We start from the raw sequence: 16,303 nt of genomic DNA on the forward strand, positions 1-16,303 counted from the left end.
AAGTCGAATCGCTATAGACGCCATAAGGATTGATTATGGAAATCCAGCAGCTCCGGATGTTCCTGAAAGTCGCCGAGCAGGCGAGTTTCACGAAGGCCGCGCGCGACTGCGGGGTGAGCCAGCCGGCGATCAGCCAGCAGGTCGCGAAGCTGGAGACGACGCTGGGGCGGCCCCTGTTCGAACGCCAGGGGAGGCAGGTGGCCCTGACCGAGGCGGGCGAGATGTTGCGGCGGCGGGCCTTGCAGATCGTCTCGCTCGTGGACGACACGGCGCGGCTGCTCCGCGACGACGGCGAGACGGGCAAGATCGTGGTCTCGGCGATCCCGACGATCGCCCCCTACCTGATGCCGGGCCTGCTCGACGCCTTCCACGGCGGCCATCCCCAGGCGAGGCTCGAAGTGAACGAGGAGGTGACCGACGTCATCCTCAGGCGCTGCGCCCTGGGGGAGATCGACGTCGGCGTTTTGGCGCTGCCGGCCTCGCGCGGGTATCTGCGGTTCGAGACCCTGTTCGAGGAGGAGCTGCTGCTGGTGACGGCGGCCGACCACCCGCTCGTCGGCCGCGGGCGGGTCGAGCTGGACGACCTCCGCGACCTGCCGTTCGTCCTTTTGGACGAGGCGCATTGCCTGTCGGACGACATCCGGGGGTTCTGCCGCCGCCGCCTCTTCCAGCCCGTGACGACGGGCCGCGTCAGCCAGCTCGCGACGGTCCAGGAGCTGGTGGCGCAGGGCTTCGGGATCTCGCTCATCCCCGAGATGGCCGTCCGCCCCGACCCCGACGCCCGCCTTCGCTACCGCTCGCTCGACGGCGAGAAGCCGTTCCGCACCGTCACCGCCTGCTGGAACCCCGACCGCTACCAGTCGCGGCTGATGCTCAGCTTCCTGGAGACGGTGAAGCACGGCCGCGACCGAAACCGCCGCTCGGGCGGCGCGGTCGCGGCCGGCGACGGGCTCAGGCCGAGCCCTTCAGCGACGCCATGTCGATGACGAACCGATACCGCACGTCCCCCTTGAGCAGGCGGTCGTAGGCGGACTCGACGTCCTGGATCTCGATGAGTTCGACGTCGCAGGTGATGCCGCGATCCGCGCAGAAGTCGAGCATCTCCTGGGTCTCGGGGATGCCGCCGATGGCCGAGCCGGCGAAGTTGCGGCGGGGCAGGATCAGGTTGAACGCCGCGACGGGCAGGGGGTGCTCCGGGGCGCCGACGAGGGTCAGGGTGCCGTCGAGCTTCAGGAGCTGCAGGTAGGCGTTGATGTCGTGCTGGGCCGAGACGCAGTCGAGGATGAAGTCGAAGCTGCGCGCCTGCGCGGCCATCGCGTCGGGGTCCTTCGAGACGACCACCTCGGCCGCTCCGAAGCGTTTGGCGTCCTCGGCCTTCTCGGGCGAGGTCGTGAACAGGACGACGTGCGCCCCGAAGGCGTGCGCGAGCTTCACCCCCATGTGGCCGAGCCCGCCCAGGCCGACGACGCCCACCTTCTGGCCGGGTCCGACCTTCCAGTGCCGCAAGGGCGAATACGTCGTGATCCCCGCGCAGAGCAGGGGGGCGGTCGCGGCCAGGTCCTTCACCTTGTCGGAGATCTTCAGGACGAACGCCTCGTCGACGACGACGTTCTCGGAATAGCCGCCGTAGGTGATGCTGCCGAGGTGCTCGTCGGGGCTGTTGTAGGTGAAGATCGTCCCGCCGACGTCGCAGTATTGCTCGAACCCCGCCCGGCAGCTCGGGCAGGTGCGGCACGAGTCGACCATGCAGCCGACGGCGGCCAGGTCCCCCTCCTTGAACTTCTTCACCGCCGAGCCGACCTTCGCGACCCGGCCCAGGATCTCGTGGCCCGGCACGCACGGGTAGACCGTGTTGCCCCACTCGTTGCGGACCTGGTGCAGGTCGGAGTGGCATACGCCGCAGTAGAGGATGTCGATGACGACGTCGGTCGGCAGGGGGTCGCGACGGTTCAGCGAGAAGGGCGAGAGGGGGGAATCGGCGGAGCGCGTGGCGAAGGCTTTGGTGCTCATTCGGGGGATCCTGGGCCGGAGGGCGACGCCCCGTCGCGATGGGACGCGCGGGGCTGCGGGCTGCGGGAGCCCGTTTCAGACCGCATTGTAAGAGCCCGCGGCCCCGAGTCAAAGCGACCCGACGTCGACGACGGCGAGGCCCTCGTCGGTCAGCTCGAGCACGATCGGCCGATTCGCGGGCCGATAATCCTCGCCCAGGTACGAGGCGTTCGCGAACGTCGTCGGGCCGATCCGGTAGACGCCGTAGCCCGAATGGATGTGGCCCGCGACGGCCAGGCGGGGCCGCACCGACTCGATCCGCCGCAAGAGGCTCGGCGACCCGACGGGTCCCCGCGGCGTGGGGTCGCCGTGGCCGAACGGCGGGCCGTGCAGGAGGAGCACGTCGGTCCCTCCGGGGATCAGGTCCCACTTCGCGGCCAGGTCCTCCTCGTCGAGGTTGAACGCCCAGTCGAAGAACGTCGGCTGCCACGGCGAGCCCCAGATCGCGAGCCCGCCGCAGGTCGTCCCCGAGTCTTGCAGATACGTCCAGCGCAGGGGGACGTCGAAGGTCGCCGCGCCCTCCTGGAAGACGAAATCGTGGTTGCCCGCCACCCCCACGACGGTCGTCTTCGCCGGCAGCCCCTCCAGCCAGGCCCGGAAGCTCGCGTCGAGCCAGCGGCGGCCCCGTTCCGGCCGGTGGGCCCGCAGCGGCACGAGGTCGCCGGCGAGCAGGAGGAGGTCGCAGTCGGGGATGACGGGGAGGTGGCCGTGCAGGTCGGCGGTGCAGCAGATCCTCATGTCGTCGCCTTCCTCGTCGTCCGTCTCGAACGGCGTTTCGAGATTGCGGCCGAGGCGGGGCCCCCCGGCGGGACCACGTCGCGTCGCCGCCGGAGGCCCCGGCGACCCGACCGCGGGGGAGGCTCGGCCGCGACCATGGTCACCGCGAGGCGTCGCGTCCGGGGGGCCGGGCGGGCGGCCCGTCCGGCCTGGTCGGACGGGCCTCGACGCGGCTCCAGAAGGCGTCGTCGACGGCGGGCTCGAATTCCTTGAGCCGCGCCTTCATGCGGGCGACCTTCCGGGCCAGGATCGGATCGAGCCCGGCGCGGCGGGCGACCTCGCGGGGGGCGACGAGCAGGCGGGCGAAGACCTCGGCCTTGTCCTCCTCGACGCCGGCCGTGGCGTAGGTCGTGAGGAACCCGGGGTGCTTGTCGGTGAAGAGCGAGCCGAGGGCGTCGCCCTGCACGTCCTTCCCGCCGGGCCCGTAGCGGAACCCGGGCGGGTTGAGGGCGGCCCAGGCGTCGTCGCGGTAGACCTCGCCGTCGTCGCGGTAGTCGACCAGGTGGAAGAACTCGTGGTGGATCGCCGTGCGCTGATACGTCGGGCTGTAGTCGCCCCGGGCGACGTCCAGGTAGAGGGCGTCGTGCCAGAAGTCGGGGATCGCCCCGCGGAGCTGGCCGTCGAACGCCAGGCCGGACCCGAGGACGACCCGCTTGAGCCTCGACCGCCGCACGAGGGCCGGCGGATAGACGGCGAACTCCTCGGCGAAGAGCGCGGCGAACCGGGCCGTCGCGTCGCCGCTCGGCCGGGCCGTGATCGGCCCGAACGGGGTCTCGACGCGGAGGTCGGCGGTCCGGCCGACGACCTCGATCCCGGCCGCGGCGGCCAGGCGGTCGAGGCCCTGGCCCGTGATCGGGGCCTCGCCCTCCGCGACGGCCGCGGCGGCCCCCGACGAGGCCAGGACGGCGAGCAGGAAGATCATCGATCGCATGGCCGGTCCCTCGGGATCCTGGGCGGCGCGTCGCCGCCCTCGCTTCGAATGTAACTCACCCGCCGGCCCGGGGGGAACTCGGCCCGGCCCGTCGCTTCGGGCGGCCTCGCGAAATCAGGGAAGACGTCGCGACCCCGGGGCGGGTACGATGATCCGCTTCGATCGGCCGTCGGGCCGTCCCGGTTCGTCCCCAGAGATAAGGGCGTCGCGTCGCTATGAGGGCTGGAATCGTCGGTCTGCCGAACGTGGGCAAGAGTACGCTTTTCAACGCGCTGACCAGCTCCAAGGCGGCCCAGAGCGCGAATTACCCCTTCTGCACCATCGAGCCGAACGAGGGCGTCGTCAGCGTCCCCGACGGCCGGCTGGAGCGGATCAGCCGCTACATCGTCCCCAAGAAGCTCGTCCCCGCGGCGCTCCGCCTGTTGGACATCGCCGGGATCGTCAAGGGCGCCAGCGAGGGCGAGGGCCTGGGCAACAAGTTCCTCAGCCACATCCGCGAGGTCGAGGCGATCCTCCAGGTCGTCCGCTGCTTCGAGGATCCCGACGTCGTCCACGTCGCCGGCGTGGTCGACCCGATGTCGGACGTCGAGACCGTCGAGATCGAGCTGATGCTGGCCGACCTCCAGACCCTGGAGAACGCCCTGCCCAAGGCCGAGCGCACGGCCAAGAGCGGCGACAAGGAGGCCAAGCTCCGCGTCGAGGCGATCAAGAAGAGCCTCGAACACCTGGGCAAGGACCAGCCGCTGCGGACCCTGACGCTCGATCCGCCCGAGGCCGAGGCGATCTCCAGCTTCGGCCTCATGACCGCCAAGCCGATCCTCTACGTCGCCAACGTCGACGAGAACGACCTGCACGGCGAGGGCCCGCTGGCGCAGAAGGTCCGCGCCCGGGCCAAGGAGATCGGCGCGGGGGTCGTGGCGGTCTGCGCCAAGCTCGAGGCCGAGATCGCCGAGCTGGACGAGGCCGACCGCCTGGAGATGCTCCACTCCTCCGGCCTCGACGAGCCCGCCCTGGCCGTCCTGGCGCGCGAGGCCTACCGGATCCTGGGCCTCCAGAGCTACTTCACCGCCGGCGAGAAGGAGGTCCGCGCCTGGACCATCCCCATCGGCGCCACCGCCCCCCAGGGGGCCGGCGTGATCCACACCGACTTCGAGAAGGGCTTCATCCGGGCCGAGGTCTACACCCTCGACGACCTGGAGACCTACAAGTCCGAGAAGGAGATCCGCGCCGCCGGCAAGCTCCGCGTCGAGGGCAAGGCCTACGTCATGCAGGACGGCGACATCTGCCACTTCCTGTTCAATTGATCCGACCTTGATAACGGACCCGGGGCGAGGGACGCCGGCCGGCGGCCCCGCCCCGCGAGCCTGCGCGGAGGCCGGCTTCGATCGGGTCCGGTTGGGTTCGTCGGCCGCCAGTCGGGCGGGCGAACCGTCGTCGGAACACCTTATATTTCCGAAACTTGCGCCCGGACCGGCCAGACGCCGATTGGGTTCGATCGTTCAAATCGCATCATCGTTTTCGTGGCCTCCGCGGGCGAGGGACGTCGGCCGCACGGCGAAGGCCCCCTCGGCGCGCGACGGCCCCCAAGAGAGCATGCTCACGTTTGCGACTTGCGTACGAGGAATCCGACGACTTCGTCCTTCTCCCCTCGTGGGAGAAGAAGGATCCGCCCGGGGGATGCTGGGGCGTGGGCTCGTCAGGGCCTATCAGCCGGCCTATTCCACGAGCCAAGCCGGCACGATGGACAGGGAGGCTAGGAGATCGTCGTCCGTCTGGAGGCTGCCGACGACCTCTCGGAGTACGATGATTACAGCCTGCTCGGTCAATTCCTGCGAGGCTGTCAGGGCCTCATGAAGCCGGTCGACGAACTGATCGTACTCGTCGAATTGCTGCGGGCCGGCGGCCGTCAGGTGACGACCCAGACGGCCGCCATCGGGCAGGGAATAACCGTAGAGTTCGAAGCGGTCGGCGTGGATGACGAACGGCGGCGGGCCGCCGGGAGGTGTGAGCCATCGGCCGAACAGATCGCCCATGGACCAGAGGTCCGACCACTCGATGAAATGGACGACCGGTGGAAAGAGCGAGTTGGCACGCAGCCGGTCGGCGAAGGCGTCCACCTGGACGCGGACGCTCGAAGGCCACTGATCGTTGGACCATTCTTCGGGCTCAGCGGTTTGGCGTGCAGCAGCCCACCCCTGCAGACGCCGTAAGATCACGTCCGCCGCGATGCCGCCGACTTTCGCGATCGTGATCCGTTGCGTCGCCAAAGTGGACCCGCCTCTCCGCCGTAGAGCTCCAACCGCGACACGTCGGCCTGCTGAGCCGAGCGCCGATCCTATCAAATTCGGCCTCCCTGATCGACGCTGACCGTCCTCATGCTGATGAGGCTCGGCGTCGTCGAGGAGGGCGGTTTTCGCTGGAGCGGGCATTCGGCTTCGCCGGAAGCCGCGCTCGATCCAGGGCCTCATCGTCCAGCCCGGCTCGGTACGTCCGATGACAGATTAAGATGGCGCGCCGGCCGGTAATGCCGCCGCCGGGCCGCCGAGCGATTGCAGACCTGGGGCGGGGGCCGCACAATATTCGGGCGGGCGGGGCGAAGGCCTGGAGTGGCGGGAGACGACGCGGCCTCGACATCGGTGGTCAATGCTGATCGAGCTGGAAGACCTGACCAAGACGTACGGGGCGGTGACGGCGCTGGCGGGGCTCACGCTCTCGCTCCCCGAGGGGGCCGTGGGGCTGCTCGGGCCCAACGGGGCGGGCAAGACGACGATGATCCGCAGCCTGCTGGGGCTCGTGCGGGTCGACTCGGGCCGGGGCCGCGTGCTGGGCATGGACATCGCCCATCAGGCCCTGGAGATCCGCCAGGCGATCGGCTTCGTGCCCGAGGACGAGTGCCTCTTCCCCGCCGTCACGGGCGTGCAGTTCGTCGGCTACGCGGGCGAGCTGGTCGGGATGTCGCCGCGCGACGCGATCCGCCGCTCGCACGAGGTCCTCGACTACGTCGGCCTGGGCGAGGCCCGCTACCGCCGCGTCGAGTCGTACTCGACCGGGATGAAGCAGCGGCTCAAGATCGCCTCGGGGATCGTCCACGACCCGAAGCTCCTGATCCTCGACGAGCCGACCAACGGCATGGACCCGGCCGGCCGCGAGGAGATCCTCGCCCTCTGCCGCGACCTCTCGCGGTCCAAGGGGATGAACCTGCTCGTCTGCAGCCACCTGCTGCCGGACGTCGAGGCGGTCTGCGAGTACATCGTCGTCATCGGCCGGGGCAAGCTCCTGGCCGAGGGCCGGCTCGAAGAGTTGAAGAAGCCCCACACCAACGAGTACGAACTGCGGGTCCGCGGCGACCACGACCGGTTCGCCGGCCTGCTGGCCGGCCGCGGCGTGAGGGCCGAGGCGGTCGACGGCCACCTGCGGGTCGCCCTGCCGGAAGGCGCGGGGGTGGCGACGCTCTGGGAGGCGGCCGAGGAGGCCTCCGAGCAGATCCGCCTGCTGCGGCCGCGCCGGAGCACGCTGGAAGAGGTCTTCATGCAGGCCGTCGGGGGGGCGAGCTGATGCCGATCCTGGATCAAGGCTACCAGCACTGGGACGGCCGGCTCGCCGGCCACGCCTTGCGCTGGCTGACGATCACGCGCCAGGGGGTCCGGGCCCAGCTCAAGAACCGCTGGCTGATCACGACGCTGGTCGGGGCCCTCGCCCCCGCGCTGGTGCTGGCGGCCTTCCTGATCCTCTGGGGGCTGTTCGAGCAGAAGTCGGCGATCCTGACGCCGATCCTCTTCCTCTTCCAGGGCCTTCCCGAGGAGATCAAGGCCGGGCCGAAGGCGTTCCGCACGACGTTCTGGACGCTCGCCTACGCCCAGTTCTTCCAGGTCCAGCTCTTCTTCAGCTTCCTGCTGGTGATGATCGTGGGCCCGGACCTGATCAGCCAGGACCTGCGGTTCAACGCGCTGCCGCTGTACCTCTCGCGGCCGCTGCGGCGGGTCGACTACTTCCTGGGGAAGTTCGGCGTGATCGCCGCGTTCCTGCTGGCGGTGACGCTGGTCCCGGCGGTGCTGGCGTACCTGATCGGGCTGGCCTTCAGCCTCGACCCGGCGATGCTCCGCGACACCTGGCGGGTGCTGGCGGCGTCGGTGGCGATCAGCCTGATCGTGACGGCCTCGACGGGCCTGCTGATGCTGGCCTTCTCGTCGCTCTCGCGGAACTCCCGATACGTGACGGCGATGTGGGTCGGCGTCTGGATGCTCGGCGGCGCCGCGTCCGACGCGCTGCGGTCGGCCGTCGGAAGCGAGTGGGCCCCGCTGGCGTCGTACTCGGCCGACCTCGTCTCGGTGGGCGACGCCCTCTTCGACACCGACGCCGAATGGACCCGCCTGACCGGGCTGTTCCGGGCCGGCCAGGACGCCGTTCTCAACGGCCCCGGGGGCGGCTCGCGGGGACGTCCCCGGATGTTCCCCTTCCCATTCGGCCCCCGCCGGCCGCGGATCGATCCACCACCGCCCCCGCCCGACGCGCCGACGCCGCCGGGCCTTGAGAACGATTCGAAATCGCGACGCCCCGACTGGAGATGGTCGGCCGCCGTGCTGGCGGGCCTGGGCGTGGCGTCGGTGGTCGTCCTGTCCACGCGGGTCCGCTCGCTCGATCGACTGAAGTAAAGAGGGAGACGACCCGCGATGAGCCCGACGGAGGCGCCCGAAAAGCCGGCGGTGGTCGAGTTCCGATCGACCTCGAAGTGGTACGGCCAGGTGATCGGGGTGAACAACCTTTCGCTGCGGATCGGCCCCGGCGTGACGGGGCTGCTCGGCCCCAACGGCGCGGGGAAGAGCACGCTGCTGCAACTGGCGACCGGCCAGCTCCGCCCCAGCCAGGGGGAGGTCCGGGTGCTGGGCGTCCGGCCCTGGAGCAACGCCGGGCTCAACCGCTACATCGGCCTCTGCCCCGAGCAGGACGCGATGTTCGAGTGGATGACCGGCCGCGGCTTCCTCCGCGCCTGCGGCTCGCTCGCCGGCCTGGGCCGCAAGGCCGCGCGTCAGGCGGCCGACCGGGTCCTCGAACAGGTCAAGATGACGGCCGCCGCCGACCGCCCGGTCCGGGGCTATTCCAAGGGCATGCGGCAGCGCACGAAGCTCGCCCAGGCGCTCATCCACGACCCCCAGGTCCTGTTCCTCGACGAGCCCCTGACGGGCACCGACCCCGTGGCGCGGCACGAGCTGATGGAGCTGGTCGCGGGCCTCGCCAAGCAGGGGCGGACGATCCTGGTCTCCAGCCACGTCTTGTACGAGGTCCAGACGCTGACGTCGCAGATCGTGCTGATGAACCGGGGCCGGCTCGTCGCGTTCGGCGACGTCCGCCAGATCCGCGACCTGATCGACGCCCACCCCCACCGGATCGTCCTCAAAGGGCCCGACCGCCGGGCGCTGGCCGCCAAGCTCGTGCGCTGGGACGACGTCGAGGGGGTCGAGCTGCCCCGCGACGAACGCTCCATCGTCGTCGAGACCCGCGCGCCCGACCGCTTCTACCAGCGCCTGCCCCAGCTCGCCCGCGAGGCCGACGCCCCCATCGAGGAGATCTACTCCGACGACGACAACCTGGAATCCGTCTTCAAGTACCTGGTGAATCCGTGAGTCTCGCGTCCGCCGCTACGAGCCCTTCACCGGCGCTGGAGGAAATGGGGGAGGGTCGCTTCCAAAACGACGCCGTCGATCGGCGCTTCGGAGATAGGCCTGTTGCGGAGCCAGGCCCGGAAGACGCCGATGATCCAGACCACGGACCAGACGATCGCCGGAATGATCAAGCCGAAGACGGTTTCTCGGATGTTCGAGTGCTTGAGTCGGGCGACGAGGAGGGCGGCGATCACGACCACCGCCATCAACCAGCCGATGCTGCGAAACCGGGCCGACGGTCGAGGCTTGGCGCCGCCTCCCGCCGACTCGACCTGACGGATTCGGTCTGCGTCCATGGCTTCGACTTTCGTGAGAGGGTGAACGTCCCTCGGGGACCCTGCGGGATGTACGACGAGGCGGCGACGACGTATTCGTCGCATCTCGTTCCCTGATTGGCAACGATCTGCGTCCATTTTGCGGCCAGGAACGACGACCCGAGTGCAGGTTTCCGGAGAATCCATGAGCGCCGACGTCGCGACCTCCAAACCCGTCCCCGCCGCGCCGGCCCCCTGGGCCGAGCCGGTCGCCATCGCGAACCGGCCGTCGCTCGGGGCCCTGGCGACCGTGCTGCGGATCACGGTCGCCCGCCAGATGCGCGGCAAGCGGATCTGGACCTTCGTCGTGCTGTTCGCCGCGCCGATCGCGATCGCGTTGCTCGTGCGTCGCCATCAGGACCCATACGACCCGGCGGACAGCGAGCGGGCCCTGATCTTCGGCCTAATCCCCCAGGCGATCCTGCCGCTGGCGGCGCTGCTGTTCGCGTCGAGCCTGGTGCAGGACGACGTGGAGGAGCAGACCCTGACGTACTTCCTGATCCGGCCGATCCCGCGATGGGCGATCTACCTGGTGAAGGTCCTCGGGGCGACGCTCGTCACCTCGGCGCTGGCCGGCGTCTTCACGGCGGCCGCGATCGTCGCGGTGCGCTCGGGGACGCCGGAGACCGACGCCGCCTCCCTGCTGACGGAGTCCGGCGTGGTGGCGGGGCTGTCGGCCCTGGCCCTGGCGGCCTACGTCACGATCTTCAGCTTCCTGGGGCTGCTGACGCGCCGGGTGCTGGTGATCGGCGTAGCCTACATCCTGATCTTCGAGGGGGTGGTGTCGAGGATCCCGTTCCTCGTTCGGAACGGGACGATCCTGTACCACGTCCGGGTCCTGGCCGTGCGGCTGCTGGGGCTGGACGGCTCGCCCTGGTCGATCGACCTGGCGCTGGCGCCGAGCGTCGCGACCTCGCTCGCGTCCCTGCTGGGCGCGGCGGGGCTCTTCCTGGCCCTGGGGGCCTGGATCTTCAGCACGCGTGAATTCCGCGTGAAGACCCCCGAAGGGAGCTGACGGCCCCGCGTCCCGCCTCCTCCCGCGATTGGGAGGAGGACGCTGGGCGAGGGCCGGCGGACGGCACGGCTAACGTCACTTCAACATCACACGGCGACCAGGTCGCCTTCCGGCTCTTCGGCGTCGACCCCGGAGGATTCGAGTCCCTGGACCAGCGCCCCGAGCTGGAGCGCCAGCAGCCGATCTTCCGGCGTCGCGCCCCGGAGGAGGCTCAGGAAGGCCTCGGCCCCGATCATGACCGCCTTGGGCTTGCTGTGGATGGTCAGGACGTAGCGGCAATCGGGGTTTTCCAGGCTTTCGAGCACTTTCGGGAGGTCGCGGTGGAGTTCGCGGCTGCCAACGAAGCGAACACGAGACGGAGGCATCAGCATCCTCGGGGCCGTGGGCGGCCCAGTTGCTAACGGATTGAAGATCAGTGAGGCGGACGGACGGGAGCCGCCTCGGATCGTGGACGAAAGGTCTAGTTAAGATATCGGATCGAAGGGGGGGCCGTCAATCGGGGCCCGCTCGTTCCTACGTCGTCGCGGGCCGATTCGTTGGAGGAGTCTCCAACAAAGGTCCCGCGTCGGCCGTCACTCGGGACGGGCCGCGGCCTTGCCGGCGTCCGGCGCCGGGGCCGGGGCGGGGGCTTCGGGCTTCGGCTCCGGGGCGGTCGGCGGCGCGGCTTCGGGCGCGGGCCGGGGCTCGGGCATGCCGACCGGCGCGAAGACGTCGGCGAGGTCGGTGAACCGGCCGTACTTCTCGCGGAGCATCGCCTGGATGGCGAGCGCCTCTTTGGGTCGGCCGGACTGGATCGCGACGACGGCCCGGCCGACCTGATCCTCGACGAACGCGCGGCGGTCCTGGATCCGCTTCTCCAGCTCGTCGGCCCGCTTCCGGGCCAGGAGGGCCCAGCGGCGGTCGTCGGGGTCGTCCTCGGCGATCGTGCCGATCATCTCGCGCCAGTAACGCTCGGCGGCGACCTCGTCGCCCTCGGCCTCGGCCCGCGCGGCCAGGTTGTAGAACGCGGCGAACTGGCGCTCGCCGTTGGTCTGGGGCTGCGAGAACGGGGTCGGCGTCGGGCTCGCCAGCATCTTCGCCCGGCCCTCGGCCTCGTCCAGCTCGATCTGGTCGCGCCAGGCCTTCGTCCGCTCCCTGTACGGGTGGTCGGGGAAGCGCGAGTCGAGCGGGTCGATGTACTCGTCGCGGGCGGTGATCCAGTCGGCCCGCCGGGTCGACTCCATGAGCGGGACGGCGTGCTTGTAGAGGTATTCCTGGCCCGGCGGCCAGACCCAGTAGGCGATGAAGCCGCCGATCGCGAGCAGGCCCAGGACGAGGCCGCCGATCTCCAGGCGTTCGCGGCTGAACGGGCCGTCGCCCTCGCCGCCGGCGGCCGGGGCCTTGACGGTCCCCGAGGTCTTCCCCTTCTTCTTGCCGGCCGGCTTGGGCTTCGCCGGCCCCGCGCCCGCCCCGGCGCGGGTGGGGTTGGCGGCGTCGGTGCCGGCCCCGGGCCAGACCATCGCCACGGGCAGGTTCTTGTCGGCCTTGTCGCGCAGCTCCCGGAGGATCACGGCGACGGCCTCGGCGTCCCAGGGGCGTTCGGTCGGGCTCTTGGCCATCAGGGCGACGACCAGGTCGTCGAGGACCTTGGGGATCTCCTGGACCTTGGCGCCGGGGCGCGGGGCGGGCTCGTTGATGTGGCAGTGCATCAGGACGACGGCCGAGGCCCCGCTGAACGGCGGCTGGTTGACGAGCATCTGGTAGAGGAGCGCGCCCAGGGCGTAGAGGTCGGTCTTGTGGCTGACCGCCGGGGTGCCGCGGATCTGCTCGGGGGCCATGTAGGCGGCCGTGCCCAGGGTCCGCCCGGGGGCCGTGAGCGCCGTGCGGTCGAGGTCCTTGGCGATGCCGAAGTCGGTCAGCTTGATGCGGCCTTCGGGCGTGACCATCAGGTTCGACGGCTTGAGGTCGCGGTGCACCACCCCCTGCTGGTGGGCGTAGTGGAGGGCGTCGCAGATCTGGATCCCCAGGTCGACGGCCTCGCGCCAGGGGAGCTCGCCGCGGTCCTGCAGGACCTTGTCGAGGGTGGGGCCCTCGACGTACTCCATGGCGAAGTAGTACGTCCCGCGGAACCGGCCGGTGGCGAGCCAGCGGACGATGTTGGGGTGGCGGAACTGCTTGATGATCTCGGCTTCGCGGCTGAACCGCTGGAGCAGCTTGGCGTTCTCGGCGACCTCGCCCTGGACGATCTTGACGGCCGCCTTGCGGCCGGTCGTCTCGTGGGTCGCCTTGAAGACGATGCCCATGGCGCCCGAACCGAGCACCTCTTCGAGGCGGAACGAGCCGAGTTGTTCGCCGATGAAGCCCTGACTCATGTGGCCGATCCACCCTCGCCGACGCGCGGCGGCTGGGACGAGAGGGGGCGAGGGGGCCGCGGCGCGGGCCCCGGCCCCCTCGGCACGTGTTCGGGCCCGCCGCCGGGCGGGCCTTCTACTGGCAAGAGCGGCCGCCGGCCGCCGGCAGGTAGCTGCGCTGCACGTAGTCCATGACCATGCGATCGGCGTTGAACTTCCAGGCCAGGGTGCGGAAGGCGTCCTTCTGGCGGGCGATCCACTTCCGCGGCAGGCCGTCGGCGTCGCGGTCGTAGAAGATCGGCACGACCTGGTTCGTCAGCACGTCGATCAGCGAGGCGTGGTCGCGCTCGTCCTGGACCTGGATCGACGCGTGCGTCGTCCCGGCGCCGATCGCGAAGCCGTTGGTGCCATCATACGCCTCGGCCCACCAGCCGTCGAGGATCGAGAAGTTGAGCGCCCCGTTGAGCACGGCCTTCTCGCCCGAGGTCCCGCTGGCCTCCTGGGGCCGCCGGGGGTTGTTCAGCCAGACGTCGACCCCCTGCACCAGGTGGCGGGCGACGTTCATGTCGTAGTCCTCGACGAACACGATGTTGCTGCGGAAGCGGTCGTCCCAGGCGTTCTTGACGATGTACTGGATCAGCTCCTTGCCCATCCGGTCCTCGGGGTGGGCCTTGCCGGCGAAGACGAACTGGATCGGCCGCTGGGCGTTCTTGATGATGTCGACCATGCGGTCGATGTCCTGCAGCACCAGGCCGGCGCGCTTGTAGGTCGCGAACCGCCGGGCGAAGCCGATCGTCAGCGTGTTGGGGTCGAGGACGGTCGCGAACCGCTGGAAGTGCGAATCGGGCTCGTCCCGCTTCTTCGCCTGGGCGGCCAGCCGCGCCCGCACGAAGTTGATCAGGCGGGCCTTGAGGACCTGCTGCGTCTCCCACAGCTCGGCGTCGTCGACCTTGTCGATCGCGCTCCAGGTGTCGGCGTAGCGCTGGCGCTTGGGCCAGTCGACGCCGAGGTGGCGGTTGAACAGCATGGACATCTGCGGCGCCACCCAGGTCTGGACGTGGACGCCGTTGGTGATGTGGCCGATCGGCACCTGCTCTTCGGGGACGTTGGCGTACAGCGGGTGCCACATCCGCCGCGAGACCACGCCGTGCAGCGCGCTGACGCCGTTGGCGTACCGCGACAGCTTGAGCGCCAGCACGGTCATGCAGAACAGCTCGTTGAGGTCGTGGGGGTAGACCCGGCCCAGCCCCATGAAGTCGTCGTACGAGAGGTTCAGGGCCTCGCGGATCTTGCCCAGGTGCTCCTCGACGAGCTGCGCCGGGAAGCGGTCGTGGCCGGCGGCGACCGGGGTGTGGGTGGTGAAGACCGTCATCTGCGCGACGTCGCGCTGGACCTCGCCGAACGGCAGGCCGGTCTCCTCCATCAGCTCGCGGATCTTCTCGAGCGTGGCGAAGGCGCTGTGGCCCTCGTTGAGGTGGAGGACCGAGGGCCGGATCCCCAGGGCGCGGATCGCGCGGACGCCGCCGACGCCCAGGAGCAGCTCCTGGCGGATGCGGGTGCGGGCGTCGCCGCCGTAGAGCCGGGCGGTGAGCTGGCGGTCGTTCTCGTTGTTCTCGGCGACGTTCGAGTCGAGCAGCAAGAGCAGCGTGCGGCCGACCTCGACCCGCCAGAGTCGCGCGTGGAGCGTGCCGGTCGCGGTCTCGACGGCGATCATGAGCGAGGTGCCGTCGGCCGCGAGGACCGGCTCGATCGGCAGCTTCTCGGTGTCGGTGTTGAGGTAGCTCTCCTGCTGCCAGCCGTCGGCGTTGAGCGACTGGCGGAAGTAGCCCTGGTTGTACAGCAGCCCCACGCCGATCAGCGGGATGCCCAGGTCGCTGGCGCTCTTGAGGTGGTCGCCCGCCAGGACGCCGAGGCCGCCGGAATAGATCGGCAGGCTCTCGTGCAGGCCGAACTCGGCCGAGAAGTAGGCGACCGGCCGGGCCCGCAGGATCGTGGCGTGGATCGCGCCCCACGAGTCGGCGGACTTGAGGTACTCGGAGAGCCGCCGGAAGGCGTAGTCGATCCGCGAGTCCAGGGCCATCTCGGCGGCCCGGCGCTCGAGCTGGTCGGCCGGCAGACGCTGGAGGAACTCGACCGGGTTGTGGTCGACGTCGCGCCAGAGGGTCGGGTCGAGCTCGCGGAACAGGTCGATCACGTTGGCCTGCCAGCACCACCAGAGGTTGCGGGCGAGCTCCTTGAGCTTGTCGAGGATGTTGCTTTGACCGACCATGCTTTCCCCTGTGGCGGTTCGTTGTTGCCGGCCGGCCGATCTCCGTTGATCACGCCGCGCGAGGGCTCAAGGCGGCCGAAGCCAGATGAGGCCCGGCCGGGAGAGACAACAGTATGGCGTCGACGTGGGCCTTCGCTCAAGGCCCTACGATCGGCCGCCGCCTCTGGACTCTAGGACGCGTTCGCGATGCATGCGCGGACGGGGCCCGGACTTTCGCCGCGCGCGCTCACGCGTCGGCCTCGTCGCCGGCGAACCAGTCGTTGACGGCGTCGAACGTGGCCGAGGCCGAGCGGGCGATCGTCGCCTGCACGTCCTCGGTCGTGGCGTAGCCGTCGACGGCCGCGGCGAACGCCTTCCACATCGGGCCGACGCGGTCGCCGTAGCTCGCGTAGTACGAGCAGCCGCGGCCCGGCGCGAGCCCCAGCGTCGACTCGACGCGCTTGCGGATGTACTGGCCCCCCAGCGTCGAGCCCTCCAAAACGTACATCGCCCCCAGGGCCTCGGGCAGGCTGGCGAGCGGCGGCGGCGCCGGGCAACGGGGCACCGCGGCCACCTCGGCGTCGGACAACCCCAGCGCCCGCAGGTCGGCCTCCAGGAGCGCGGTCCTCGAGCGCTCGGCGGGGTCGATCCCGATCGCGTCCCAGCCGGCGAGCGCGGCGAAGGCCTCCTCGACCGGCCGGTGGAAGCCGAGGAAGCGACGGAGGACGCGCGTATAGCCCTCGATCGACTCGGTGGGGCCGTACGACCCCATCCGCAACTCGACGGCGTCATGGTGGGGACGGGTCAGCTCCTTGAGGCGGGACATCATCATGGCGCTTCCCTCTCGCTGGGAACATGCGAGCCTCGGACCCTCGACGCGGCCGCCCGCGTCGAGTCGCATGTGATTGCTGTTTTTCGAGTTAAGATTGCAGGACGAAGCCTTGGCGGGGTTGGCACGGGAAGTGCGGAATGTCGCCGA

General features: G+C 70.2%; 15 protein-coding genes. 6 read left to right on the forward strand and 9 right to left on the reverse strand.

The window, feature by feature from the left end:
* The first annotated feature begins 35 nt into the window (after positions 1-35).
* Positions 36-986 carry a LysR family transcriptional regulator gene (locus tag PZE19_RS24890; RefSeq protein ID WP_277863308.1) on the forward strand — a complete coding sequence of 317 codons (951 nt, stop codon included), beginning with the start codon at positions 36-38 and terminating at the stop codon, positions 984-986.
* On the opposite strand, the gene PZE19_RS24895 is transcribed toward PZE19_RS24890, so the two are convergent.
* The 3 genes from PZE19_RS24895 to PZE19_RS24905 form a co-directional block, all read right to left on the reverse strand.
* Positions 952-2,010, reverse strand: coding sequence for an NAD(P)-dependent alcohol dehydrogenase (locus PZE19_RS24895; protein ID WP_277863309.1), 1,059 nt, complete (start codon positions 2,008-2,010; stop codon positions 952-954). The genes PZE19_RS24890 and PZE19_RS24895 overlap by 35 nt on opposite strands.
* A gap of 108 nt (positions 2,011-2,118) precedes the next feature.
* On the reverse strand, positions 2,119-2,787 hold the full coding sequence (locus PZE19_RS24900) for a metallophosphoesterase family protein (RefSeq protein ID WP_277863310.1): 669 nt from the start codon (positions 2,785-2,787) through the stop codon (positions 2,119-2,121).
* Positions 2,788-2,926: 139 nt separating this feature from the next.
* Positions 2,927-3,757, reverse strand: coding sequence for a hypothetical protein (locus PZE19_RS24905; protein WP_277863311.1), 831 nt, complete (start codon positions 3,755-3,757; stop codon positions 2,927-2,929).
* 215 nt (positions 3,758-3,972) lie between these two features.
* Here PZE19_RS24905 and ychF point away from each other — a divergent pair, with 215 nt between their 5' ends.
* On the forward strand, positions 3,973-5,061 hold the full coding sequence (gene ychF / locus PZE19_RS24910; protein ID WP_277863312.1) for a redox-regulated ATPase YchF: 1,089 nt from the start codon (positions 3,973-3,975) through the stop codon (positions 5,059-5,061).
* A gap of 411 nt (positions 5,062-5,472) precedes the next feature.
* Here the strand turns inward: ychF and PZE19_RS24915 are convergent, their stop codons facing one another.
* Positions 5,473-6,024, reverse strand: a complete 552-nt coding sequence (locus PZE19_RS24915; RefSeq protein ID WP_277863313.1) for a hypothetical protein — start codon at positions 6,022-6,024, stop codon at positions 5,473-5,475.
* A gap of 376 nt (positions 6,025-6,400) precedes the next feature.
* Between PZE19_RS24915 and PZE19_RS24920 the strand changes: the two genes are divergently transcribed.
* Genes PZE19_RS24920 through PZE19_RS24930 form a run of 3 tightly spaced genes read left to right on the forward strand, consistent with a single transcriptional unit; the run spans position 6,401 to position 9,378 of the window.
* Positions 6,401-7,312 (forward strand): ABC transporter ATP-binding protein, encoded by a 912-nt coding sequence (locus tag PZE19_RS24920; protein ID WP_277863314.1) that lies wholly within the window; start codon positions 6,401-6,403, stop codon positions 7,310-7,312.
* Positions 7,312-8,409, forward strand: coding sequence for an ABC transporter permease (locus PZE19_RS24925; RefSeq protein ID WP_277863315.1), 1,098 nt, complete (start codon positions 7,312-7,314; stop codon positions 8,407-8,409). The genes PZE19_RS24920 and PZE19_RS24925 overlap by 1 nt, the downstream gene beginning before the upstream one ends.
* An 18-nt stretch (positions 8,410-8,427) precedes the next feature.
* Positions 8,428-9,378: an ABC transporter ATP-binding protein gene (locus tag PZE19_RS24930; RefSeq protein WP_277863316.1), complete on the forward strand. Its 951-nt coding sequence runs from the start codon at positions 8,428-8,430 to the stop codon at positions 9,376-9,378.
* A gap of 26 nt (positions 9,379-9,404) precedes the next feature.
* On the opposite strand, the gene PZE19_RS24935 is transcribed toward PZE19_RS24930, so the two are convergent.
* The gene (locus PZE19_RS24935) at positions 9,405-9,713 is read right to left on the reverse strand and encodes a hypothetical protein (protein WP_277863317.1); all 309 of its coding nucleotides are present in this window, start codon (positions 9,711-9,713) and stop codon (positions 9,405-9,407) included.
* A gap of 163 nt (positions 9,714-9,876) precedes the next feature.
* On the opposite strand from PZE19_RS24935, the gene PZE19_RS24940 reads away from it, so the two are divergent.
* Positions 9,877-10,746: an ABC transporter permease gene (locus tag PZE19_RS24940; protein ID WP_277863318.1), complete on the forward strand. Its 870-nt coding sequence runs from the start codon at positions 9,877-9,879 to the stop codon at positions 10,744-10,746.
* 86 nt (positions 10,747-10,832) lie between these two features.
* On the opposite strand, the gene PZE19_RS24945 is transcribed toward PZE19_RS24940, so the two are convergent.
* The 4 genes from PZE19_RS24945 to PZE19_RS24960 all read right to left on the reverse strand — a co-directional run bounded on the left by PZE19_RS24945 (position 10,833) and on the right by PZE19_RS24960 (position 16,156).
* Positions 10,833-11,111: a type II toxin-antitoxin system Phd/YefM family antitoxin gene (locus PZE19_RS24945; protein WP_277863319.1), complete on the reverse strand. Its 279-nt coding sequence runs from the start codon at positions 11,109-11,111 to the stop codon at positions 10,833-10,835.
* Between the two features lie 207 nt (positions 11,112-11,318).
* A complete protein-coding gene (locus PZE19_RS24950) occupies positions 11,319-13,097 on the reverse strand; it encodes a serine/threonine-protein kinase (RefSeq protein WP_277863320.1) in 1,779 nt (592 codons plus the stop codon).
* Positions 13,098-13,212: 115 nt separating this feature from the next.
* A complete protein-coding gene (gene glgP / locus PZE19_RS24955) occupies positions 13,213-15,345 on the reverse strand; it encodes an alpha-glucan family phosphorylase (RefSeq protein ID WP_277863321.1) in 2,133 nt (710 codons plus the stop codon).
* A 226-nt stretch (positions 15,346-15,571) separates the two neighbouring features.
* Positions 15,572-16,156 carry a biliverdin-producing heme oxygenase gene (locus PZE19_RS24960; protein WP_277863322.1) on the reverse strand — a complete coding sequence of 195 codons (585 nt, stop codon included), beginning with the start codon at positions 16,154-16,156 and terminating at the stop codon, positions 15,572-15,574.
* Positions 16,157-16,303: the final 147 nt, after the last annotated feature.

Source organism: Paludisphaera mucosa, assembly GCF_029589435.1.
In the GTDB taxonomy this organism is placed as follows: domain Bacteria; phylum Planctomycetota; class Planctomycetia; order Isosphaerales; family Isosphaeraceae; genus Paludisphaera; species Paludisphaera mucosa.